Genomic DNA, 21,862 nt, shown 5'->3' on the forward strand with positions numbered 1-21,862 from the left:
GTCAAGAAACGAAGTAAACAAGAACAAGATCTCACACAAACAGAACAACAACTCCTTCGCGAGATGATAGAGACCTATCAAGGCTTAAAGATGATGTCACGCCTCATGAAATTGATAGCCTTTATTGCCTTTATGTTTGTAATAGATTTTTCCCGTTTTGTGGACGCTATAGAGAATAGCTTCTCACACCTCAAAAAGTGGATAACAAAAAGTTAAATATCAAACCTCTCCTTTAAAATATGATGAAACAAGAATTTACACAAACATTGTTTGCGTGGATGGGTGGTAAACACTATCTACGTAAGAAAATTATACCGATTTTAAATAATATTGATCATGAAACCTATGTTGAACCATTTTTAGGCTCTGGTGTTATTTTCCTCAATAAAAGACCAGCAAAATATTCCGTTATTAATGATTTGAATGGAGAGATCACGAATCTGTTTCAATGTGTTCAAAATGACTTTGAAGATTTAGCCAAACGACTAGAGTGGTTTGTTTGTTCAAGACAGTTGTTTTTTGAACTTGCGGCTATTGAACCAGAGAGCCTTTCCAAAATTGAAAGAGCCGCACGCTTTTTGTTTCTCCAACGTTGTGTCATGTATGGGAAAGAAGATTATGTTTCTTTTAGATTTGGAAGAAAAAGAACGGCAGACCCGATAAGCTGTTATCAAGGATGAGACGTGTTAGACAGAAGCTTCTTGATACGACAATCTTAAATTTATCGTGGGATCGGGTTGTCGAACTTTTTGATGCACCAGACAGTTTATTTTATCTAGACCCGCCTTATCTTGTAAAGAAGAAGTGTTATAGTTCTGGAAATTTTGTTGAAGATGATTTTGTGAAGATGGCAAAAGTTCTCAGAGGGATCCAAGGTAAATTTGTCTTGAGTCTGAATGATTGTGATGCGGTTCGAGAGATTTTTAGGGATTTTGACTTTTTAGAATTAGAGACCCTTTGGACAGCAGGTACGGCTAAAAAAATACCCCAAAAAGAACTCTTGATTCGCAATAATTGAGAACACGCTACAAAATTCTATTCCCCAACTTTTATTTACGCATCCCTCACTTAAAAAAACATATGGAAAATCAATAAATTATTTTTGATAAAAAAACATGGTGCCCAAAAGAGGACTCGAACCTCCACGCCTTACGGCACAGGTACCTGAAACCTGCGCGTCTACCAATTCCGCCATCTGGGCTCATAAAATTCATCTAAGCATATGAAACAATTCTGTCAATAAAATTATAGAATTTATGTTTTCAGCTTAAAACGATTGAATTGAATTTTAGGGGGAGATCATGATTTTAGAAGTTTAAGGTGTGAGGACTGTCTTTGATAAAATTGTTGAATCCGGATTAAATGTGTAAATAATAGGAATGCCGGTCGCTAATTCTTGAGATATAATTTCCTCACCGGAGAGACCTTCAAGCGCCATAATAAGAGCACGAAGAGAATTGCCATGCGCTGCGATTAAAACAGTTTGGAAGCGCAAAATATGAGGTTGGATATGGTAAAGATAATAAGGCCAGATGCGCGCACCGGTGTCGCGTAGGCTTTCTCCATTCGGGGGCGCAATCGTATAGGAGCGGCGCCACATTTGCACTTTCTCTTGCCCCCATTGTTGGCGTACTTCATCTTTATTTAAACCAGAAAGATCACCATAATTACGTTCATTTAATGCGGGATTTTTTATCACTTCTAAATCAGATTGTCCCATTTGTTCTAAAATGTGTTGAGCTGTTTTTTGAGCACGCTGTAAGGCAGATGTATAAGCGATATCAAACTTCAAACCATATTCTTTCAGTTTTTTTCCTGCTGCTATCGCTTCTGCATGGCCTTTTTCTGTTAAATCGGGATCTTTCCAACCGGTAAAAAGGTTTTTGAGATTCCATTCACTTTGTCCATGACGAATGAGTGTAAGTATGCGTCCCATTATGAATTGCCTCTATTCTATTGATTGTTTAAAATTCATCGTTCAATCCCAAAACATCGAGCATTGAATAAAGACCGCTTTCATGATTTTTTGCCCACAAAGCTGCTTTTAATGCGCCATTGGCAAAGATAGAGCGTTCTTGCGCTGTATGTGAAAAAACAATGCGCTCATAGGAACCGGCAAAAATGACACTGTGTTCTCCAACAACTGTTCCACCACGTGAACAAGAAAAGCCAATGGAGCCTTTTTCGCGCTTACCTATATAACCATTGCGTTCGTTGACACGCACATCTTGCAGCATAACATTGCGCCCTTCAGCTGCTGCTTGCCCAAGAAGAAGGGCTGTTCCAGAAGGGGCGTCAACTTTGTTAGCGTGATGCATTTCATAAACTTCGATATCAAAATCATCGGCTTCTAATGCTTTAGCGGCTTTCTTTACAAGGTTGGCTAAAAGATTTATTCCAAGGCTCATATTTCCGGATTTGACAATTGTTGTATATTTCGCAAAATCTGCAATTTTTTCTTCTTCTGTTTTGCTAAATCCTGTGGTGCCAATAATATGGACAAGGCTTTTTTGAGCAGCGTAGTCAGCATAAAGAATACTGGCTTCTGGTTGTGAAAAATCTAAAATACCTTCTGTATTAGAAAAGGCATTTTCGGGATCGTCAGTGATGCCAATCCCAAGAGAATCTGAACCAATTAAAGCACAGGCATCTTTTCCTACAAACGGTGAGCCTTTGCGTACAAGAACAGCACAAAGCTCTACATCTCTCCTCTGCTGGATTGCTGTAATGAGTTCACGTCCCATTCTTCCATTTGCACCAACAACTGTAAGGCGCATTTTTATCTCCTTATGATACTTTACTGTGCAGTATAGGCAAATTCTTGCCTTCTTTCCAATGGTTCTTTTTCTTTATAGGAAAAATTTTTTTCCTGCTTTAATTTATCTTGTTGTGCTGTAAAACACTGTTGTTTAGAGCAAGTGATATAAGATCTAAAAATTAAAATAGAGATGTTTTTCGTTAGAGTGCGTGATGAATATTCCTAAATAAGATTTACTTATGAAATCTAATGAAGATTGTGTATTATTTTACGTTTTTGTTTCTTTCGTTCTTTAAGGGGGAGCATTCTTCATGCAAAACAAGACCTTCCAAACAAAATACACCTATGTTGTCAATTCATGCGCTTGTCTTAAAGAAATATTTTTCAATACCTCTAAACTTATTTTATGATAGTGCTCGTGAGTGGTATTAGATGAGAGTATCCATGAATAATATAAAATCTATTCTGCGCTACTATCTTTATGCTTCATAAAAGAGCAAATCAACACTATCATACTTTTTGTTAGTCTTTAATGTTGTAATAATCCTTGGCACTTAGGCATTTTCATTCTTTTCTTTAATATTTTTTTACGCACCAATTTCATTTGTGACGCATAAGAAAGCGATTTTGATTGTTTTAAATGTGATGAAGGTAATGAGAAAAAGGTATTTGGAATTGATGATTAAAGGTAAAAATAATTATTTATCATTTTATATCAATATGTTATAAATAAATCACGTGAAAGGGGGCAAGGGATGAACAAGAAGTTGGATTGTTTACACACAAGAGTTGGTCGGATTCTTCATCTTTTAGGAAAGTCAGTTGAAAAAATTGTTATGTTGTAAAAACGCATGAGGAGGCTTTGTTTATTATAGAGCAAATAGTATATATGTTATACAATGCATTTTTTCATATATTGGGGAGAATGGGGTATAACATGCGTTTATTATTGTTATTTTATTTGTCTAGCTTCCAATGATGCTACAACCCTTGTATTTAAAGAGAGCCTTTCTTTTTTGTGACACGACAAAAAAGTGATTTTTTTGATTCAATTGTAATGGGTCTTATTCTCTGTTTAATATGATTATAAATCAATGTATTATTATATTGTTTATACGCACGCATAAAAATTCATAAACCTATAAATATCCTTTAGATAAAATATCGCTCCTACCTTTGTTTGTGAGAAAAGGCTAGAAATCAAGATCTGCATAGTGAGCGCTTGCAACAATTCCGCGGACGCGATCTGTTAAAAGAGAACGAAAAGAAGGGCGTGATTTAATTCTCATATACCAGTCTTTAGCAGCAGGAGATTGTTCCCAGTCAACTTCCCCTAGAAAGTCAAGGACAGAAATAGAGGCTGCTGCTGCTAGGTCAGCATAGGACAAGGTAGAACCGACTAAGCTATCGCGAGACGCACAGAGCCAATTGAGATAGTTCATATGTGGTAAAATATTGGCACGTGCATTACGTAAAATTTGTGAATTAGGAGCACCACCGCCAATGGCAAGTGGCATTTCACGTTTATGGATTCGTTCTCGTACGATATGGCGCGTTGCTTCATTTTCGAATTTATTTAAAAACCAGTCATTGAGACGGCGTACTTCCGCACGATCTAAAGGATTTTCCGGAAAGAGCTTATTGTCTTGTCGTAAACTTCCATGTGTTTCGTCTAAATATTCGCAGATAACAAGAGGACCTGATAATGGAACCTCGTGTTCATCGAGAAAAACAGGAACATGACCAGCGGGATTGAGGGCTAGAAATTCGTGTCTTCTTGCCCATTCATATTCTTCAATCAGTTGAGTGGCTACACCATATTCCCCAAGAATGAGGCGTATGAAGCGTGAGGCAGCGGATAGGGGAGAGTGAAAAAGTGTCAGCATAATTTACACTATCAAATAGAGTTGATGAGAATTCTTTCAAGTAATTATTTTTATAAAGATGCTTGACTAGAAGTACAAGATCATTAGTATTTGCTAGCAATTATAATTAATAAATTGTTAATGATAGGAATTGTTCTCTTATGCGATGGTTTGCAAAATGGCAGCACGTAATTCTTCTAAACCGAGAGCTTTTTCTGAAGATGTTACAAGAAGCTCAGGATAAGCTGCTGGGCGTTTGAGAAGCTTTGTTTGTGTGCTCATAATTAATTTTTCCAAGGCATTTGATTTGATTTTATCGCTTTTTGTCAAAACAATTTGATAAGAAACGGCTGCTTTATCAAGGAGAGCAAGAACATCTTCATCATTATTTTTTATTCCATGTCGTGAATCAATCAAGATATATACACGTTTTAATGTTGTGCGACCCCGTAAATAGCTAAAAATCAAATTCGTCCACGCATCAACAAGATTTTTAGGAGCAGCAGCAAAACCATAGCCAGGCATATCTACTAATGCTAGAGGAGGAAGATCTCCTAGTTGCCCACTGAAGCCATCGGGGACAAAATAATTAAGCTCTTGAGTCCGTCCTGGTGTATTTGAGGTACGTGCTAAGCTTTTTTGTTGAACGAGTGCGTTGATTAAAGATGATTTCCCAACATTGGAACGTCCTGCAAATGCAATTTCTGGTGGTCCTTCGGGGGGGAGAAAACGTATTGTTGGCACACCACGAATAAAAATCCAATTGCGAGAAAAAATTCCAGAAAGGGAAGAATCTCTTGTCATTCATGCACTTCTTTTTTAGGTAATTTTCTCCAGATGGCTTTCAGATTATCAAAAAGCTCAATTTTAACTCCTTGGCGCTTCATCATGATACCTTGCTGAATGATTGACAATATATTGTTCCATGCCCAATAGATGACGAGACCAACAGGGAAAGAGGCGAGCATAAAAGTAAAGACAACAGGCATCCATGTGAATATCATTGCTTGGGTTTGGTCTTGAGGAGAGGGATTCATACGCATTTGTAAAAACATCGTTATTCCCATAATCAAAGGCCATGCACCAATCATAAGAAATGTTGGCGTTGTATATGGCAAGAGACCAAACAAGTTAAAAAGAGAAGTTGGATCAGGTGCCGCTAAATCTTTAATCCAGCCAAAGAAAGGGGCATGGCGCATTTCAATGGTGATATAAAGAACTTTATAAAGAGCAAAGAATATTGGGAATTGAACCAACATTGGCCAACAGCCTGCAAGGGGATTAATTTTTTCGGTTTTATATAGTTCTATTATTGCCTTTTGTTGTTTGGTTTGGTCATCGGGATATTTTTCTTTTATTTCTAGCAACCGCGGTTGTAGAAGCTTCATGCGTGCCATAGATTTATAAGATTTATTGGCTAGAGGAAAAAGAAGAGTTTTTAAGAGCACTGTGACAAGAAGGATGGCGATACCAAAATTCCCTGTTTGTTTATAAAGAATATCAATGAGGGAAAACATTGGTTTGGTGATGAAATCAAACCAGCCCCAATCAATTAAAAGAGCAAACTTTTTAATTTTTAGATCATTTTGATAATTATTAATAATTTCAACTTGTTTTGCACCAGCAAAAAGATGATTTGTAACAGTTTTTGTTTCATTTGGGGCAATCGTTAAAGGCGATCCTAGCAAGTCAGACTGATAATGCGTTTGCAAACGATCAAAATAAATAAAACGGCTTGTATACTCTTTATTTTGCGGGGGAATAACTGCTACAGCCCAATATTTATCGGTAATACCAATCCAACCTCCTGTTACTTTGGAGAAAGTCATGCTCTTTTGCCCATTATCAGGATTTGGGTCAAGCTCTGCTAAGGTTTTATATTTTTCAGTTTTGAGCGAATCTCCTGCAATACCTATCATACCTTCATGAAGTAAATAGGTTGCATTTGTATGTTCTGGTGGTGCTGCACGTGCAACGCGGGCATAGGACGAGAGATATATTGGTTGATCACTTTCATTACTGATAGAATCCTCAATGGTAAACATGAAATGATCATCAACAGAAAGGGTCCGCCGGAAGATTTGTCCCTGTCCATTATTATAAATTAAAGTGATGGGTGTTGAAGGCGTCAGGATTGTATTGTTTCCCTCTACTTGCCATTTTGTATCCGATTGTGGCAAAGCTTTTGCTGGCAAAGACGCACTTGCAAAACCAAATTCAGCAAGGTAGGTTGTTTTGAAACCTTTAGGATTTAGCAAATCGATTTCCGGTGATTTTTTATCGACTGTTAAACGATATTTTTTGAGGTGAAGATCATCAAATTGTGCACCAACAAGATTAATAGAGCCTTCCAGTTCATTGGTTTTGATCACAATACGCTCTGTTTTAGCCAATACAGCTTTCCGGATTTCAGGGGTCATTGGCTGTTCGATGATAGATGTTGCGTGATGCGTTGAGGTATCGTCAGAAAAATTCGTCGTGGTATTCGAAAGGGCTGATTGTTGTTTTGACAATTGCTGTGTGATAACTTGTTGTTTTTGTAACTTTGCTTGTTTAGGAGCAACATGAAGAAACTGCCATGCGATGAGCACTACGAAAGATAAGCCAATAGCGATAAAGAAATTGCGGTTATATTCCATCCGTACACCCTTGTTGTTGTTGCTGATGTTTTATTTTTGGTTTTATTCGCCGATTTAATTCACTAATCAAGGATGTAAAAGGCGCATGTAACACATCACGGTATGCTACAATGACATAATCTGTTCCTGCTTCCATGTGGTTTGATACACCAACTCTTACGGCTTCACGCAAGCGCCTTTTAATACGATTACGTTTCACAGCATTACCGTTTTTACGGGTAACAGTGAAGCCTACACGTGCAAAAAGAGAATCTTTTCTTTCTGTTGTTTGTTCACGAGATTTAATTTCGAGCAAAAATAAAGGACCACGTCGCTTTTCTCCTGTACGGGCAGCCAAAAAGTCTGCTCTTTTGCGAATACGGCAGGGATGTTTTTTCTTCATAAAAGAACATTTCGCAATTTTACTAAATGCCTGCAAGCAGGCATTAGAGGTTCATAATAAAAGCTTCACAACGAAGAAACGCTGAGCAATCCTCAACGGTTGTGAAAATTTAAATGGTTAAGCAGAGAGCCGCTTACGTCCACGAGCACGTCTTGCAGCAATGACTTTACGTCCTCCAGCTGTGGCCATGCGTGCACGAAACCCATGACGGCGTTTACGGACAAGTTTAGAGGGTTGGTAAGTACGTTTCATTTATTTAAATACCGCGGAGTGCGGCCCTTCTTAATCTTCGTTTTATGAGCAGTTATGCGCGAGATGGACAATTTTATCCTATCATACGGCTGTTAATCCATAAGGAAAAATATAAAAAAAGTCAATCTTAGATTGTTCTTCTCGCTCTCTTGAAAGAATACAAAACACCTTAATAACTATCTGTGACACTTTTTTACAATACTGTAAGAGTGTCAGAAAATAACGATTGAGTCTACAGAACATAAATGGCTAGGGCGTTAAAGAACTACAGAAAGTGTGACTGATTACTGTATGTTCAATTTAAAGTTTCCTTTAATATTAAGAGTTTTTTTCAGTTTTTGTTTTTACAAAATTTTTATCAGAACATTCATTAAAGTGGTTGTAGCACAAACATGATTGATAGGATTTTATAGCAGATTTTATGTTTGAGATTCTTTATTTAAGGATGGTTTCATCTTTTTAAAGAGATAAGATATAAGTAATTTATACTTTATAATTCTGAGTAAAGTAGAAAATTATCAGGTGATGAACCTGTAAATATTTTTCGTTCATATGCTTGTATTGGCTGCTATTTTTATAGAGAGGAAAGAACGTGGATCCTATTACAAGTGAGGTTGTCCGCAACGTATTACGTACAATCAAAGGACCAGATCTTGAAAGCGATATTGTGTCCTTGGATCTTCTTTCAGAAATATTGATTGTTGATGGTAAGGTTTTCTTTTCCATTACAGTTCCTGATGGAGGTGTGAAAGAATGGGAATCATTGCGCCGTTCTGCTGAAAAGGTGGTATGTGCTTTGGAGGGAGTGGAATCTGTTGTTGTCACACTTACAGCAGAAAAAACAACAAAGGCAGCTCCTAGACGGAGAGCGAATCTCTTACCGATCAAAGTGCCCATAGAAGGTGTGCGGCATGTGATTGCTGTTGCTTCTGGAAAAGGAGGGGTCGGAAAATCTACGATGGCAATAAATATCGCCTTAGCTTTACAAGCTTCTGGTTTCAAGACGGGGGTGATGGATGCTGATATTTATGGTCCATCTTTGCCACGTTTGACAGGACTTGTTAATCAAAAACCACAGCTCATTGGAGAAAAAAAGATTCAACCTCTTGAAAAATTCGGACTTAAATTGATGTCGATGGGATTTTTGGTTGAGGAAGAAAAGCCGGTAGTATGGCGTGGTCCTATGGTTATGGCAGCTGTAACACAATTGTTACGAGATGTTGTATGGGGCCCTCTGGACGTTTTAGTCGTTGATATGCCGCCCGGTACAGGGGATGCACAATTAACGCTTGCCCAACAGGTACAATTAACAGGTGCGTTGGTTGTCTCTACACCCCAAGATCTTGCTTTAGTGGATGCGCGTAAAGCAATAGAAATGTTTATGAAAGTCAATGTTCCTATTTTAGGACTCATTGAGAATATGAGTTATTTTATCGCTCCTGATACGGGAAAACGCTATGATATTTTTGGCTATGGTGGTGCACGGGCAGAAGCAGAACGTCGAGAAGTCCCGTTCTTAGCGGAAATACCGCTTGATGCAGCTTTACGATTTTCTTCAGATGAGGGAATCCCTATTTTTGTTGCTAAGCCTAGTGAAGAGCATGCTAAACTATATCGTAAAATTGTTGATCAAATAAAAAATCAACTCTTCTGAATGGGGGGTATTTAAGAGAGTTTATTAAAACACAACCATGAAAGACATAAAAATAGTTGCTTCTTTATAAGGGGAAGTTTTAATGTGTGAATGGAGTATATAGGTTAAATAAACAAAAAATTATTCATGCGTTTGGATAACCTAAAGGGGAAACCAAATTGAAGAGCTAGAGCAGTGAGGTAGAAAAAATATTGGACTTGAGGCAAAAAGAAGAAGACAGAAAATAAAAATAATTTAGAAAAATTGGAAAAGGTTGTAAAAAATATTTTAAAAATCAATTATTTTCATAAAATGGTATCTTATTCAGATGTAAAAAGTATTTTTTGATATATAGCTCTTTTTTGTTAAGGTGATAAAAATATTTGTCAAGTCTTTTTAGAAGCATTCATTTTTTGCAAAGTAGCTTCAAGAGCCGTTGTTAAAGCATTTCTTCCCCCTTGTTGAGAAAAGTAATTTGACAAAAATTCATTTGTTCCACCCTTTGTTGAAAACTCTTTTTCAAGCAGTGCAAAATCGAGAGATATAGAACGATCCGTTGTTATAATTTTACGCATTTCATCTGTAAGATTTCCAAACATCATGGTAAGAAATTCTGCTGATTGCTGTTTTTTTAACCCCTGTGTTATAAACCATTGATGGGCTGTTTCTATAAAATTAAAATATACTCCCATAAGTGAACCAGCTGTCATAAAAAGATTAAACTGCTCTTCCTTATCCAGCACCAATGTGCCCCCCAATGCGTCAAATAAAGTGCGTAAGAAGGGATGATCGGGATAGATTGGTGTCAAATTTTTGCATTCTGCAACAAAAGGTAATGGAACAGCACGATAAACTTTATGATTAATCCACTTTTCTATTTCTGCTGCTTTTGCCATAGCAAGTACGGAAATAACCAGCTGTTCTGGACGAAAACGAAGAGAGCACAAAATGTCTTCTGCAATTTGGTTGGGCAAGCAAAGAAAAACACAATCACTAACATCGAGCAATGCTTGGTTATTTTCAGCAATCATAACTTTGTCATAAGTGTTTGAAAGGCGCTCTGCTGTTTGTGCATTGCGAGGTGAAACAACAATGGAAGAAACATCAAAGGTGCTGGTCATTAAGCCATTCACCATTGAAGCACTGATTGTACCCGTTCCCAAAAAGCCAAGTTTCATTTCTATTTCTCAGTTTTATATTTTTAAAGGAATCTTAATCAACATTTCAAGTATTTTAACTAACATAAACGCTAATTGAAGAAGCAACACATAACATAGCAAAAATAATCAAGACCAAATAGATTTTAGGCTTGTCAAAGAGAACGGCAAAAGCAGAAAACCAACCAACAACAGCTGCGGCTAATGCAAATAAAAAACCTGGTTTATTCATAAGTACAATATGCATTGCCATTAAACCACCAATAATCAGCGCTCCAAAAACAATGAGCAAACCTGTTGCAAACTTTTCATAATCATCCATATTTTGCTCCTTATAGCGCTCAATTATTACACAATTTTTAACGCATATGTACATAAAAACGAAATGTTTTTTATTGAGTATGGTTAAAACGGGGGCTGCCTTTTATTGATCAGATGTAAAAAATGCAGGGATATGCTGTGGCCAACGCCAAGGTAAAATTGCAATCAAATCAAAGCGTACAGACAAAAGGGCATAATCTTTTTGCCGTGCGAGCCAAATATCGGCAGCGGATTCAATTCGCTTTTCATTCATTCTGGAAACCGCTTCCATTGCTTCAGCCAACGTTGAACGTGCTTTAACTTCAACGATTAACACAAGATTTCCGCGTCGTGCAATTAAATCAATTTCTCCACATTTTGTTTTAAAACGCCTTTCGGCAATGTGAAACCCTTTGCAACGTAGCCACCAAGCTGCCAATTTTTCTGCACGAATCCCTCGATAAAAAGACTTTTGTCTACGTTTTTTTTGTATCATTTTACGCATTTTTTAAAAAGATTAATCGCTGAAAAAGTTCCTGCTTTTTAAAACCGGTTTTTTTTGCAACAAAAGCTGCTGCTTGAGCAGCTGAATGTGTCCGTGCGCGTTCTAATAGCATTTCATCAATTTCTTGATCACTTATCACATTGAAAGAAGAAGATGATTCTCCAACAAGTACAACAATTTCCCCACGAATATGGGTTTGTTTTCTGTAATTTTCTAATAAGTCCCCCAAATTGGAAACATCTACTGTTTCAAACTTTTTTGTTAATTCACGACAAATGGCAGCAGGTCGATCAGCTGAAAAAAGTGTGACCATATCCTGTAAAGTTTCAACAAGACGATGCGGTGATTCATAAAAAATCAAAGTTGCTGGAATCTCTTTTAATTGTTCCAACCGTTTTCGGCGCTGTAGCTTTCGCGCACTCAAAAAACCTGCAAAAAAAAAGCTATCAGTAGGAAGCCCTGTCGGTATCAGAGCAGCTAAAAGAGCGGATGCTCCAGGAATAGGAATAATTTTATGACCAGCTTTACGGGCTTCTTCCACCAATCGAAATCCGGGATCAGAAATAAGGGGTGTTCCCGCATCTGAAACAAGCGCTACTGTTTTGTTTTCTGCTAAAGCCTCTAAAAGCTTCGGACCCGCTTTTTGCGCATTATATTCATGATAGAGAAAAGGTTTTTTTTGAATACCGTAACGTTCCAACAAAACACGAGTTACTCGCGTATCCTCACACGCTAAAATATCAATTCCTGCAAGCACTTGCAAAGCACGAAGCGTAATATCTGCAAGATTTCCGATAGGTGTTGCCACAAGATAAAGCCCTGATTCTATAGCGGGTGCAGAATAAGCATGCGCACCTATAAAATATGCTTTTTCACACATGCTCTTTTCTTTTCATCAAATTTCCCTCTCCACAAGATTTTTATCCATACTCATAAGGCATTTTGGCTCATTTTTTATCATTATAAAGGCTTATCTTACTCGAATAATCTATTACATTACAATAAGATAATCTCATCTTTAATGTCTTAATCTAACATTATTATCTATTTTGATCCGCACTATCTTTTCCAGTAAAATAAGTTCCAGATGTAACCAATATTCTAGCAGTCCCATGATTTTCTATAAAGTTTTTCCTTCGAGAACCAAAAAACAATTTTACCCATGCCACCATTTCACGCGTGGCTGTGCTCTTTTAAAAGCTAAGCTTTTTAGATTATTTCCATAACGTCTATCTTTCAAATATTCTATTGATATAAACATTGTTTTTCTGAGCAAATGTAAACAGCTCCTTTTGAAACACAAACAACTAACTGGCAGCTAACTGTATTGTTATTGATTAAATATAAGTCCTTACCAGAAAAATACTTTATTTTGTCATATTCTCTACAGCTTTAACAGTATAATGGGCACCTTAGATGTTTAAAGCTGGTTTTTATCTTAAATATTTGATTTTTAATGAAGATTTTATCATTTGCATATTGATTAGGAGTTTTAAATATCGTAAAATCATCTCAACGCATCTTATAGCCAATTAATCAAAATCATTTTCGTGCATTTTGGAACCGTCTCAAAGCAAAGATTATTGCATCATTGGGGCTCGCAGAAAAAATGATGCTGTTAGCTTGTACTTTTTATTGCGTAAATATGGAAGTTTTTGTTCACAGGAGTAGGTTATACCTTTTTTGAATAGTGTCGCAAAATAGTTGTCCGATATGTGTTCAGAGCTATCTCTTAAAAACAAACCCATGATTGAACAACACAAGTCTGCTTTAATTTTGGATGCCTTATTTTTTCTGAAGAATATGCTCCCATAAAAAACGTAAATAATAAAAGCGGGGACAATCCGTGATCTCTTCTTTTTAAAAGATATTGTGATGCTTTTGAAAGTTCTACAACCGAATAGACAGATGATAGTAAAGAGAAAAACAGGTTTCTTCCTTTCAGATTTCATATTCTTGCTGAATGAAGCTGTATTTTCATTTCGGAGATTACTCAAATAGAATACGCAATATTTTTGTTCTAGCTACAAAAGCTAGGACGGCGAGCAGAGCTCTCATTTACCTTAATCTTTCTTTTCAATATAACCGCTTGTGTTCAATTTAGATGTTGATTTACAAGAAACAGCGAAAGCACAAGCTTTATAAAAAAACACTCTATAAAACGCGTCATAGAGTGGTTATGAAAGCTATTTTGGTTTTTATCAGCTTGTTTTGCTAATAGCGATAGTCTCCATGGCTTGGCATCTGCTTATTCTTACGGTATTTGTACACATTCATTGCAGTATATTGGTAAAGGCTAGATGCAAGGCTATTATCCTTGATGAAAAAATAAAAGGTTAATGTGATATTAAAGATTTTTTCGGATCATTATCAGTAGAAACATTGAAAAGGCTTGAACAAGCATGCTCTTTATCTCGTTATCTCGCAACGTTTTTCTACATGTTTATGGGGTTTTCTTTAATGAGCATTACTTGGCAAAGTGTAGGAGAAAAAATAAACTTGAAGCGCAGTTTCAGGGGGGGCTCTCAGCTAGTTAAAATGACTGATGTTTCTTATGAGGGGGCTAAAAGCATTTTGGATCATGTGGGGGAAGGGGTAAAGTAGAGCGGCTTATTTTCCTTCAGTTTTTCGAGAAGGGCAGCTGTTTCTTTATCGCAGAATTATCAAGATATATTCATTATTGTTTTGTTATTGAGATAAAAAATTTTTGATAAAAATATGTTATGTTTTTTTTATTGAAAAAAGTCATGCGGTGGGGAGAGTGTTTTATATGAAAATAGAGTCCTTTTTACATTGTGAAAGAACGTATGCAGGAAGGTGATTGATAGATTTCTGATTTGAGGGAAATATTTTCATCCATTGCGTTTTGTATATTTCAATTTTAGAAGAATGAACAATGATTATACATTGGGGAATTACATATTGGGATAGAAGGGCCCCTCATTACCTTGCGGACAGATCCAAGTGATATTTTGGTTCGGATCCTTAATATCGCATGTTTTACAATGTATGCAATTTGAAGCGTTAATCATATAAGTCAGATGATCATTATACTCTAGCCACTCGTAGACAGCGGCGGGACAATAGCGTGTAGAGGGTCCTCCATAGATTGCATATTCGGAGTCTTTTTGTTTTTCTAATGAAGCTATTTTTAAATGACAAGGTTGATTTTCTTCATGGTGCGTATTGGAAAGGGCAACACTTGAAAGGCGATCAAAGGTTACAACGCCATCTGGTTTTGGGTAAGCAATGGGTTGAAATTTTTCTGCTGGTTCAAGGCATGTATAATCTTCCTTTCCATGGGAGAGTGTTTTAAATAAGGAAAATCCGAACAGTTGTTGCCACCACATATCAAAACCGGCAAGTTTAATTCCATATTTTGTCCCATATTTTGCCCATAGCGGTTTGGCATTTCGCACTTTATAAAGATCTTTGCCAATGAGCCCTTTTCGCCATTGCTCTTCGATTTCTTTAACCTCATCATGGGCACGTCCTTGTGCAAGAGCAGTAGTGATTTTATCGGCAGCTAATATGCCAGATAAGATGGCATTGTGTGATCCTTTGATACGAGGAACATTGACAAATCCAGCAGAGCAGCCAATAAGCACCCCACCAGGAAAGGTGAGTTTTGGTACAGATTGCCAACCTCCTTCGCTGATAACACGTGCACCATAGGAAAGACGTTTTGCACCTTTGAAGATTTCATAGAGCTTTGGATGTGTCTTAAAACGTTGAAATTCTTCAAAGGGAGAAAGATAAGGATTTTTGTAATCTAAGTGTACAACAAAACCGACAGAAATAATATTGTTTTCTTGGTGATAAATAAAGCCACCGCCACCGGTATTATTGTCTAAGGGCCAACCAGTGAAATGTTGTACTAAACCGCGTTGGTGTTTCTGGGGGGCAATTTCCCAGAGCTCTTTGAGACCAAGACCAAATTTTTGTGGTTCACGATTTTTGCTAAGATTAAAATATTGTATCAGTTGTTTTGCAATTGAGCCGCGGGCGCCTTCCGCAATCAGAGTGTATTTTGCCAATAAAGCCATACCAGGCATATAATTTTTTCCAGAGGTTCCATCTTTGTTAAGCCCCATATCACTGGTGAGAACACCAATGATAGCTCCGTTATCTTTTTGGATGATGGGTTCTGTTGCCGCAAAACCAGGATAGATTTCAACACCCAACGCTTCAGCTTTTTTGCTTAGCCAGCGGCAGACGCTCCCAAGAGAAACGATATAACATCCGTTATTTGATAAGATTTTGGGATGCAAAATATTGGGCAATAGTGTCGCTTTTTGAGGCTTTAGAAAAAAAAATTGGTCCTGGGTGACCGGGGTTGTGAAGGGATGGTCGTTGTCATTTCTCCATTCTGGTAAGAGTGTATCGATACCAATGGGGTCAACAACTGCACCAGAGAGAATATGTGCACCAACTTCGGTTCCTTTTTCAACAATTGTGACAGAAAGCTCAGGATTAATTTGTTTAAAACGAATTGCGGCAGAAAGCCCCGCGGGTCCTGCTCCGACAATGACTATATCAAACTCCATACTTTCACGTTGGTCATGCAGAAGTGCTTTCATGGCTTATAAAGCTTTCTCCAATTCTGGAATAATTTGGTGGAGATCACCTACAAGGGTGTAATCGGCAATTTGCATGATAGGAGCTTCTTCATCTTTATTAATGGCAACAATAATTTGTGCATCCATTATACCTGCTAAATGCTGGATTGCACCGGAAATGCCAACGGCGATATAAAGTTCAGGGGCAACAACTTTTCCTGTTTGTCCAATTTGCCAGTCGTTGGGAGCGTATCCTGCATCAACTGCTGCGCGGCTGGCACCTAAAGCAGCATCTAATTTGTTTGCAAGGGGAAGAAGAAGTGTCATAAATTTCTCTTGAGAGCCAAGACCACGTCCGCCTGATATAATAACACGTGCAGAGGTAAGAGTAGGACGATCACTTTTATTGGTTTCTGCTTTTATGAAAGAAGAAAGATTTGGATTGGGAGCTGGTGTTATAGTTTTAATGGGAGCAGAATTATTTTGGGAAGGCGTTGGGGTGAAAGAAGCGGTGCGAACTGTTATAATCTTTTTATAATCATTGGTGCGTACAGTTTCAAATGCATTGCCTGCATAAATTGGTCGTTTGAAGGTATCTGGTGAAAGAATGGCAGTAATATCTGAAATTTGCATAAGGTCAAGAAGAGCTGCTACGCGCGGCATCACATTTTTTCCAGTACTATTGGATGCTGCCATGATTACATCATAATCATTTGCTAGCGTGAGAATTGTATCTGCCATAGGCTCGGCAAGTTGATGAGCTAAATAGTCTGCTTTTGCAATAAGGACTTGCCGCACACCATTAAGTTTAGCGCTATTTTCTGCTATCGTTTGAATTTTTTCTCCGCAAACCAGAATGTCGATATCATTACTGAGTGTGCGTGCAGCGGTGAGCGCTTTTGCTGTTTCTTCTGTATTATGATCAGCCAATAAAAGAATTGCCATAAGTTTTTGCCCTTTTATGTGAATGTTGCTTTTACTCTAATGATGAGAATATTAAATGCAGTTCTTTTGTTTTAAGGCTCTGACAAGCTCTACTACATTTGCCACTTTAATACCGGATTCACGGGGTTTTGGCTCTTCAACGCTTAAAATTGTTAAGCGTGATCTCGTATCGATGCCAAGATCAGCAAGAGATTTTTGTGCAATGATTTTCTTTTTTGCTTTCATGATATTGGGGAGAGAGGTGTAACGCGGTTCATTAAGCCGTAGATCGGCGGTCATAACCATGGGAAGGGGAAGACAAAGGGTTTGTGTTCCATTATCAACTTCACGGGTAACTGTAGCATGCCCATTTTCTATGTTAAGATGTGAGGCGAAAGTTGCTTGTCCCCACCCAAGAAGAGCAGCGAGCATTTGTCCTGTTTGGTTGCTATCGTCATCAATTGCTTGTTTTCCTAAAAAGACCATGTCGGGTTTTTCTTCATCAACAATGGTTTTGAGAACCTTAGCAATTGCTAAGGGTTCAAGTGTTTGATCCGTTGTGACAAGAAGTGCGCGATCAGCGCCCATTGCAAGTCCTGTTCGTAGAGTTTCTTGAGCTGCTTCTGGACCAATTGAAACAAGAAGAACTTCTGCAATTTTACCGGATTCTTTTTGGCGAATGGCTTCCTCCACGGCTATCTCATCAAAAGGATTCATAGACATTTTTACGTGAGACAGATCAACGCCTGTATTATCGGGTTTGACGCGTATCTTGATATTATAATCAACAACACGTTTGACAGCGACAATTATTTTCATAATGATCCTCTTTGTTTGTATGTCACAATTTTATAGCAATACTCATAAGAAACCAAATTGTTTAGAATGAAGTCTCAATTTATAATTTGTATTTTCTTTCATATAAGCTTTTTTTACGTTTACTTGTATTTTCTCGTCGTCATTTTCAATCTTCATATTTTTGCATTGCCATAATAGCCTTATTTGCTTGAATAAAAAGTAAAAAAATCAATCTGTCTTGTAAGAATATTTTTTTAGTTTCTTATGCTTTGTTTATGATGGAGCAATAGGTCCTTTATGCAATGAAAAATTAAGTAAAAAAAATAAAAATGGGGGATGATTTTGCTCTTCAAATCTTGAAGACAGAAAAATTAAAGATCTTTCTTTCAAATATTTTGGATAAAGATTGGGGGAAAATATTTCTAACAAAAAAGTTTTTGGGAGTTCTTAAAGCTCTATTTACTAAAATAGAGCACACTTTCTCATCATTTGTTGCGATTCTTTTTTAAATGATTAATGAGGGGTAGGTGTTTGTGAATACGAAGGGTCATACGATCGACCAAGCGAGCAATCAGGTTAGGAACGATAAAGTCTTTTCTTTTGTTGAAAAAAAAGAGAGAATGGATACTCCTGTAGAAGTAACGATGTCGGATATTGCTCAAAAATTACGCACCGTTTATGCGCAAATGCAAATGAAGCATTCACCCTGTTCTTTAATGCAGCAGAGTTCTGTAGAAGAGCATTTTAAATCTTACTTAGATGATATTAGTCGGGCCATTTTGGCTGAACACTATATACGTCGTCAAAGAGAAAAAAAGCTTTTCCAGTCTTTAGAACAGATTAAAACAATTGTTCAAAGTTTGCAGAGTGAAAAAAAAAGTTTAGAAGAAGCAGCGCTAACACGTCGGGTGTCTCGTTCAAAATCACCTGATTCTGTTGTACAAAAACTTGCTCATATGGAATGTAAGGGAAATCAAGAACGCTTGTTCCTTCAAAAGGTGAAAAATTTTTCGAAACAAAACGGTATAATTCCACTCCAAGCAAATGTTGAAAATACGTTGCAGCAAGAAAATAGAAGCTCTTTGTTCAGTGATACTCTGAAATCTTCTTTTAAAAAGGGTGAGGGAGTAGTGAAGCGTGCTGTGATAGAAGAAAAGGGTATGATGGGTGCTCAGGCATCTAATCATTGCAGTGAGAATGATTTTCCTTCTTTAAAGGCGCAGTCTCGGGAACATGTCTCGTTTTTATCTTATTTGGTAAAAAAAAGTGTTCTTTGTTTTTTAACCATTGTATTTGTGGGTGCGATAACGTTATGTCTTTATAGCTTTTTAAAAGGAGCTCGTTTTTTTTAATTTTTATGATGTTGATGTTAATAGATGTGAAATGTATTGCGCATTCGTGTTTGTGCGAAAGCTATAGCAACTAAAATTATCCTTTTAAACACGCAACAGAGATTATTGGAAAAGAGGATAATTGGAGAAGGATTCTCTAATTATTAAAAAAACTCAAATTATCTTGAAGGTTCTGTAAGTGAGTATTTATTTACCAATTGCTGAAATGTCACTCAATATGCTGATCTTGATTGGTATGGGAGTCGTTGCTGGTTTTTTTTCAGGCCTTTTTGGAATTGGTGGTGGGTTTCTCATCACACCGTTATTGATTTTTTATAATATTCCTCCTGCTATTGCTGTTGGAACTGGTGCTAACCAGATGATTGCATCATCTGTGACAGGGGCGATTACACATTTTAGAAGACGTACGCTCGATATTAAACTTGGTATTCTTTTGGCGATTGGAGGAGGGGGTGGTTCTTTAATTGGGATTCAGGTTTTCTCTGTTTTGAAAAAGTTAGGTCAATTAGACTTAATGATTTCGCTTCTTTATGTGATTCTTCTTGGAAGTGTAGGAAGCTTGATGATCATTGAAAGTTGGTATGATATGATGCGCAAGCGTAAGGCAGGAAAGACGAATGTTCGTCTTGCTGGTCGACATAATTGGATTCATCGCTTACCTTTTAAAATGCGTTTTCGGACATCTATGATATATGTTAGCATCATTCCAGTTTTAGGGATTGGTCTCATTGTGGGGTTGTTGTCTTCTACTATGGGAATTGGTGGGGGGTTCTTTATGATACCAGCATTGATTTATCTTCTACGTGTTCCAACCAGTGTGGTGATTGGGACTTCACTTTTTCAGATTACATTTGTGTCTTCTTTCACGACAGTTTTGCAAAGTATGACTAATCAGTCCGTTGATATTGTCTTGGCTTTTTTGTTAATGCTTGGCGGAAGTATTGGTGCGCAATATGGAACACGGGTTGGACGGAAGTTAAAAGCTGAACAATTGCGTATGGCACTTGCATTTTTAGTATTGATTGTGTGTATGCGTCTTGCTTTTCAATTATTTATACGCCCTGATAATCTTTTCTCTCTGGATATTCTTATGAGATAAAAATGGGTAGATTATTTTCTTTATACATCATTGCAGGTTGCTTGTATTTTATTTCTTTTTCTACATGGGCACATGTTGGGACGCCAGCTACATTCATTGATCAAGTTGACTACGAAACTGTCCAAATTATCGTAACAACGAATACGATTACTGTGGATGCAAATTTTGCTGGTCGTAATCTTTATATTGCTGGTGTTTTGGAAAATATTGATCCGTTATATTCTCGACAAAACCGTTATGATATTGTTGTAAGCTTGGAGGGACAAGATCGGACAATGGTGATGCGAGAAAAAAAACGCAATGCCGGTGTATGGGTTAATACAGATTCTCTTATTTTTAAAAAGGTTCCTCTTTTTTACTCTATGGTCACAACACGTGAAATTGACGATATTACGAGCATTGAAGATTATAAACGCTTGGGGTTAGGATTACTCTATTTGCCATTACAGACGGATGAACAAGATCAGAAAAAAATACAAAGATTTCGTGATGAACTTATAAAATTGCAAAAAGCTAAAAGCCTTTATTACGAGGAAGTAAGTGGTGTTCGTTTTGGTTCTGACACACTTTTCACAGCACATTTTCGGTTGCCAGCAAATATCCCGGTTGGACATTATAAAGTTCGTGCTTATCTTTTTCGTGATGGACAGTTTATTGATAGTGCAACAACGACTCTTGAAATTGTTAAAGCACATATCGCTTATACAATTTTTTATGCAGCGCACAAGTATCGTTTTTTATATGGTATTGTTGCAGTGATTATTGCTATTACTACAGGATTTTTATGTCGTTTGATTTTTCGAAAAGATTAGCACAAGGAAAATGTTAAGGCTTTTATTTTTTATGAAAAATTCGTAAGATAAGAAAAATAGGCACAACAATAATAGCTCCCGTCATAGTTATATGGAAGAAATTTGTAAGCGTTATAAATCCTGCTTTCCATAGTGATTGAAAAAAATCTACTATTCTTTGTGTGAGGTTTCGAGGTGTCCATCCCAAAAAATTCATTACGATGCCAATGAAGAATGAAAGGATAAGCAATTTTAGACTAACACGGCTTAATGTTCCTCCAAGAAACGCATGAGAAGAATCTAACAATTTTTTCTTTCGGTTCATTTTAATATACTTTCGAAGATCATTTTTTTAATTGTATTATCATAGTACAGCGATGTTATTATCATAAAAGAAAAACATTTTTTATTTTTTCTTACTTTTTTAAGTTCACTACCTTAGTACTGGTGTAATAACAGTGCTGTTTTTTGAAATATACGCGTATTTTATTGCATTTTCGCGATATTTTCATGGCGCTTCATTTAATGAAATGAAGGGGTATCCTTTTGTTTCTGAGAATTTGTAGAGAAATTTTATAACGTTTCGATATTCCGCGTCAGGGTGAGAGTTTTTGTTCGTTGAAGATTTTGTAACCGACTTATTGTTGTTGTGTATAGAAATAATATTTCAAGACAGTTTACTTAAAAAAAGACTATCTATTCTGATAATGGTATGCTTATATAGGTATTATATTTAGGTATTTCAACCTTAGTCATTGAAAAGATTTTTTCTAAAAAAATGCAAGAAATGAATTGAGTGTTGTTAAAGGAGCAAAGACATTTAAAATACAATATTGAAAAAAGTTTTG

At 36.9% G+C, this 21,862-nt stretch carries 20 protein-coding genes, 1 tRNA gene and 1 pseudogene; 6 read left to right on the top strand and 16 right to left on the bottom strand.

Going from position 1 to position 21,862, the window contains the following annotated elements; genetic code table 11:
• Positions 1-216: hypothetical protein (locus PVV60_RS05760; protein ID WP_273722773.1), on the top strand; the 216-nt coding region annotated here is incomplete at its 5' end.
• Positions 217-239: 23 nt separating this feature from the next.
• A pseudogene (locus tag PVV60_RS10765) lies at positions 240-1,018 on the top strand (DNA adenine methylase).
• Between the two features lie 98 nt (positions 1,019-1,116).
• On the opposite strand, the gene PVV60_RS05775 reads toward PVV60_RS10765, so the two are convergent.
• The 8 genes from PVV60_RS05775 to rpmH all read right to left on the bottom strand — a co-directional run bounded on the left by PVV60_RS05775 (position 1,117) and on the right by rpmH (position 7,896).
• A tRNA-Leu gene (locus tag PVV60_RS05775) sits at positions 1,117-1,201 on the bottom strand.
• Positions 1,202-1,315: 114 nt separating this feature from the next.
• A complete protein-coding gene (locus PVV60_RS05780; RefSeq protein ID WP_273723761.1) occupies positions 1,316-1,936 on the bottom strand; it encodes a 2,3-bisphosphoglycerate-dependent phosphoglycerate mutase in 621 nt (206 codons plus the stop codon).
• 28 nt (positions 1,937-1,964) lie between these two features.
• The gene (gene dapB, locus PVV60_RS05785; RefSeq protein WP_273723762.1) at positions 1,965-2,777 is read right to left on the bottom strand and encodes a 4-hydroxy-tetrahydrodipicolinate reductase; all 813 of its coding nucleotides are present in this window, start codon (positions 2,775-2,777) and stop codon (positions 1,965-1,967) included.
• A gap of 1,174 nt (positions 2,778-3,951) precedes the next feature.
• Complete coding sequence (locus PVV60_RS05790) at positions 3,952-4,644, bottom strand: glutathione S-transferase family protein (RefSeq protein WP_273723763.1); 693 nt, start codon at positions 4,642-4,644, stop codon at positions 3,952-3,954.
• A 138-nt stretch (positions 4,645-4,782) separates the two neighbouring features.
• Entirely contained in the window at positions 4,783-5,427 is a 645-nt protein-coding gene (yihA, locus tag PVV60_RS05795; RefSeq protein ID WP_273723764.1) for a ribosome biogenesis GTP-binding protein YihA/YsxC, read from the bottom strand.
• A complete protein-coding gene (gene yidC / locus PVV60_RS05800) occupies positions 5,424-7,262 on the bottom strand; it encodes a membrane protein insertase YidC (protein ID WP_273723765.1) in 1,839 nt (612 codons plus the stop codon). The genes yihA and yidC overlap by 4 nt, the downstream gene beginning before the upstream one ends.
• Entirely contained in the window at positions 7,252-7,644 is a 393-nt protein-coding gene (gene rnpA, locus PVV60_RS05805) for a ribonuclease P protein component (protein ID WP_273723766.1), read from the bottom strand. Before rnpA ends, yidC begins: the two co-directional genes overlap by 11 nt.
• A gap of 117 nt (positions 7,645-7,761) precedes the next feature.
• Positions 7,762-7,896, bottom strand: a complete 135-nt coding sequence (gene rpmH / locus PVV60_RS05810) for a 50S ribosomal protein L34 (protein WP_005864709.1) — start codon at positions 7,894-7,896, stop codon at positions 7,762-7,764.
• Between the two features lie 592 nt (positions 7,897-8,488).
• Here rpmH and PVV60_RS05815 point away from each other — a divergent pair.
• Positions 8,489-9,550, top strand: a complete 1,062-nt coding sequence (locus tag PVV60_RS05815; protein ID WP_273723767.1) for an Mrp/NBP35 family ATP-binding protein — start codon at positions 8,489-8,491, stop codon at positions 9,548-9,550.
• 365 nt (positions 9,551-9,915) lie between these two features.
• Here the strand turns inward: PVV60_RS05815 and PVV60_RS05820 are convergent, their stop codons facing one another.
• The 7 genes from PVV60_RS05820 to PVV60_RS05850 all read right to left on the bottom strand — a co-directional run bounded on the left by PVV60_RS05820 (position 9,916) and on the right by PVV60_RS05850 (position 17,793).
• Positions 9,916-10,707, bottom strand: coding sequence for a pyrroline-5-carboxylate reductase (locus PVV60_RS05820; RefSeq protein WP_273723768.1), 792 nt, complete (start codon positions 10,705-10,707; stop codon positions 9,916-9,918).
• 55 nt (positions 10,708-10,762) lie between these two features.
• The gene (locus PVV60_RS05825; RefSeq protein WP_273723769.1) at positions 10,763-11,008 is read right to left on the bottom strand and encodes a hypothetical protein; all 246 of its coding nucleotides are present in this window, start codon (positions 11,006-11,008) and stop codon (positions 10,763-10,765) included.
• Between the two features lie 102 nt (positions 11,009-11,110).
• Entirely contained in the window at positions 11,111-11,479 is a 369-nt protein-coding gene (locus tag PVV60_RS05830) for a YraN family protein (RefSeq protein ID WP_273723793.1), read from the bottom strand.
• A gap of 4 nt (positions 11,480-11,483) precedes the next feature.
• Positions 11,484-12,371, bottom strand: a complete 888-nt coding sequence (rsmI, locus tag PVV60_RS05835) for a 16S rRNA (cytidine(1402)-2'-O)-methyltransferase (protein ID WP_273723770.1) — start codon at positions 12,369-12,371, stop codon at positions 11,484-11,486.
• 2,035 nt (positions 12,372-14,406) lie between these two features.
• Complete coding sequence (locus PVV60_RS05840) at positions 14,407-16,071, bottom strand: electron transfer flavoprotein-ubiquinone oxidoreductase (RefSeq protein ID WP_273723771.1); 1,665 nt, start codon at positions 16,069-16,071, stop codon at positions 14,407-14,409.
• Between the two features lie 3 nt (positions 16,072-16,074).
• The gene (locus tag PVV60_RS05845; RefSeq protein ID WP_273723772.1) at positions 16,075-16,995 is read right to left on the bottom strand and encodes an electron transfer flavoprotein subunit alpha/FixB family protein; all 921 of its coding nucleotides are present in this window, start codon (positions 16,993-16,995) and stop codon (positions 16,075-16,077) included.
• 51 nt (positions 16,996-17,046) lie between these two features.
• Positions 17,047-17,793, bottom strand: a complete 747-nt coding sequence (locus PVV60_RS05850) for an electron transfer flavoprotein subunit beta/FixA family protein (RefSeq protein WP_273723773.1) — start codon at positions 17,791-17,793, stop codon at positions 17,047-17,049.
• A 512-nt stretch (positions 17,794-18,305) separates the two neighbouring features.
• Here PVV60_RS05850 and PVV60_RS05855 point away from each other — a divergent pair.
• From PVV60_RS05855 to PVV60_RS05865, 3 genes are all read left to right on the top strand, one after another.
• A complete protein-coding gene (locus PVV60_RS05855) occupies positions 18,306-19,124 on the top strand; it encodes a hypothetical protein (RefSeq protein ID WP_273723774.1) in 819 nt (272 codons plus the stop codon).
• Between the two features lie 178 nt (positions 19,125-19,302).
• Positions 19,303-20,223, top strand: a complete 921-nt coding sequence (locus tag PVV60_RS05860) for a sulfite exporter TauE/SafE family protein (protein WP_273723775.1) — start codon at positions 19,303-19,305, stop codon at positions 20,221-20,223.
• Positions 20,224-20,225: 2 nt separating this feature from the next.
• Entirely contained in the window at positions 20,226-21,035 is an 810-nt protein-coding gene (locus PVV60_RS05865) for a TIGR02186 family protein (RefSeq protein WP_273723776.1), read from the top strand.
• Between the two features lie 22 nt (positions 21,036-21,057).
• Here PVV60_RS05865 and PVV60_RS05870 read toward each other — a convergent pair whose 3' ends face one another.
• A complete protein-coding gene (locus tag PVV60_RS05870) occupies positions 21,058-21,339 on the bottom strand; it encodes a DUF6460 domain-containing protein (RefSeq protein ID WP_273723777.1) in 282 nt (93 codons plus the stop codon).
• Positions 21,340-21,862: the final 523 nt, after the last annotated feature.

It is taken from the genome of Bartonella sp. AU18XJBT, assembly GCF_028618595.1.
Lineage (GTDB): Bacteria > Pseudomonadota > Alphaproteobacteria > Rhizobiales > Rhizobiaceae > Bartonella.

Coding starts and splice junctions, on each gene's coding strand:
- PVV60_RS05840 (WP_273723771.1), bottom strand. CDS start 16,071: ATGAAAGCACTTCTGCATGACCAACGTGAAAGTATGGAGTTTGATATA.
- PVV60_RS05845 (WP_273723772.1), bottom strand. CDS start 16,995: ATGGCAATTCTTTTATTGGCTGATCATAATACAGAAGAAACAGCAAAA.
- dapB (WP_273723762.1), bottom strand. CDS start 2,777: ATGCGCCTTACAGTTGTTGGTGCAAATGGAAGAATGGGACGTGAACTC.
- PVV60_RS05825 (WP_273723769.1), bottom strand. CDS start 11,008: ATGGATGATTATGAAAAGTTTGCAACAGGTTTGCTCATTGTTTTTGGA.
- yidC (WP_273723765.1), bottom strand. CDS start 7,262: ATGGAATATAACCGCAATTTCTTTATCGCTATTGGCTTATCTTTCGTA.
- rpmH (WP_005864709.1), bottom strand. CDS start 7,896: ATGAAACGTACTTACCAACCCTCTAAACTTGTCCGTAAACGCCGTCAT.
- yihA (WP_273723764.1), bottom strand. CDS start 5,427: ATGACAAGAGATTCTTCCCTTTCTGGAATTTTTTCTCGCAATTGGATT.
- PVV60_RS05850 (WP_273723773.1), bottom strand. CDS start 17,793: ATGAAAATAATTGTCGCTGTCAAACGTGTTGTTGATTATAATATCAAG.
- PVV60_RS05820 (WP_273723768.1), bottom strand. CDS start 10,707: ATGAAACTTGGCTTTTTGGGAACGGGTACAATCAGTGCTTCAATGGTG.
- rsmI (WP_273723770.1), bottom strand. CDS start 12,371: ATGTGTGAAAAAGCATATTTTATAGGTGCGCATGCTTATTCTGCACCC.
- rnpA (WP_273723766.1), bottom strand. CDS start 7,644: ATGAAGAAAAAACATCCCTGCCGTATTCGCAAAAGAGCAGACTTTTTG.
- PVV60_RS05865 (WP_273723776.1), top strand. CDS start 20,226: ATGGGTAGATTATTTTCTTTATACATCATTGCAGGTTGCTTGTATTTT.
- PVV60_RS05790 (WP_273723763.1), bottom strand. CDS start 4,644: ATGCTGACACTTTTTCACTCTCCCCTATCCGCTGCCTCACGCTTCATA.
- PVV60_RS05780 (WP_273723761.1), bottom strand. CDS start 1,936: ATGGGACGCATACTTACACTCATTCGTCATGGACAAAGTGAATGGAAT.
- PVV60_RS05870 (WP_273723777.1), bottom strand. CDS start 21,339: ATGAACCGAAAGAAAAAATTGTTAGATTCTTCTCATGCGTTTCTTGGA.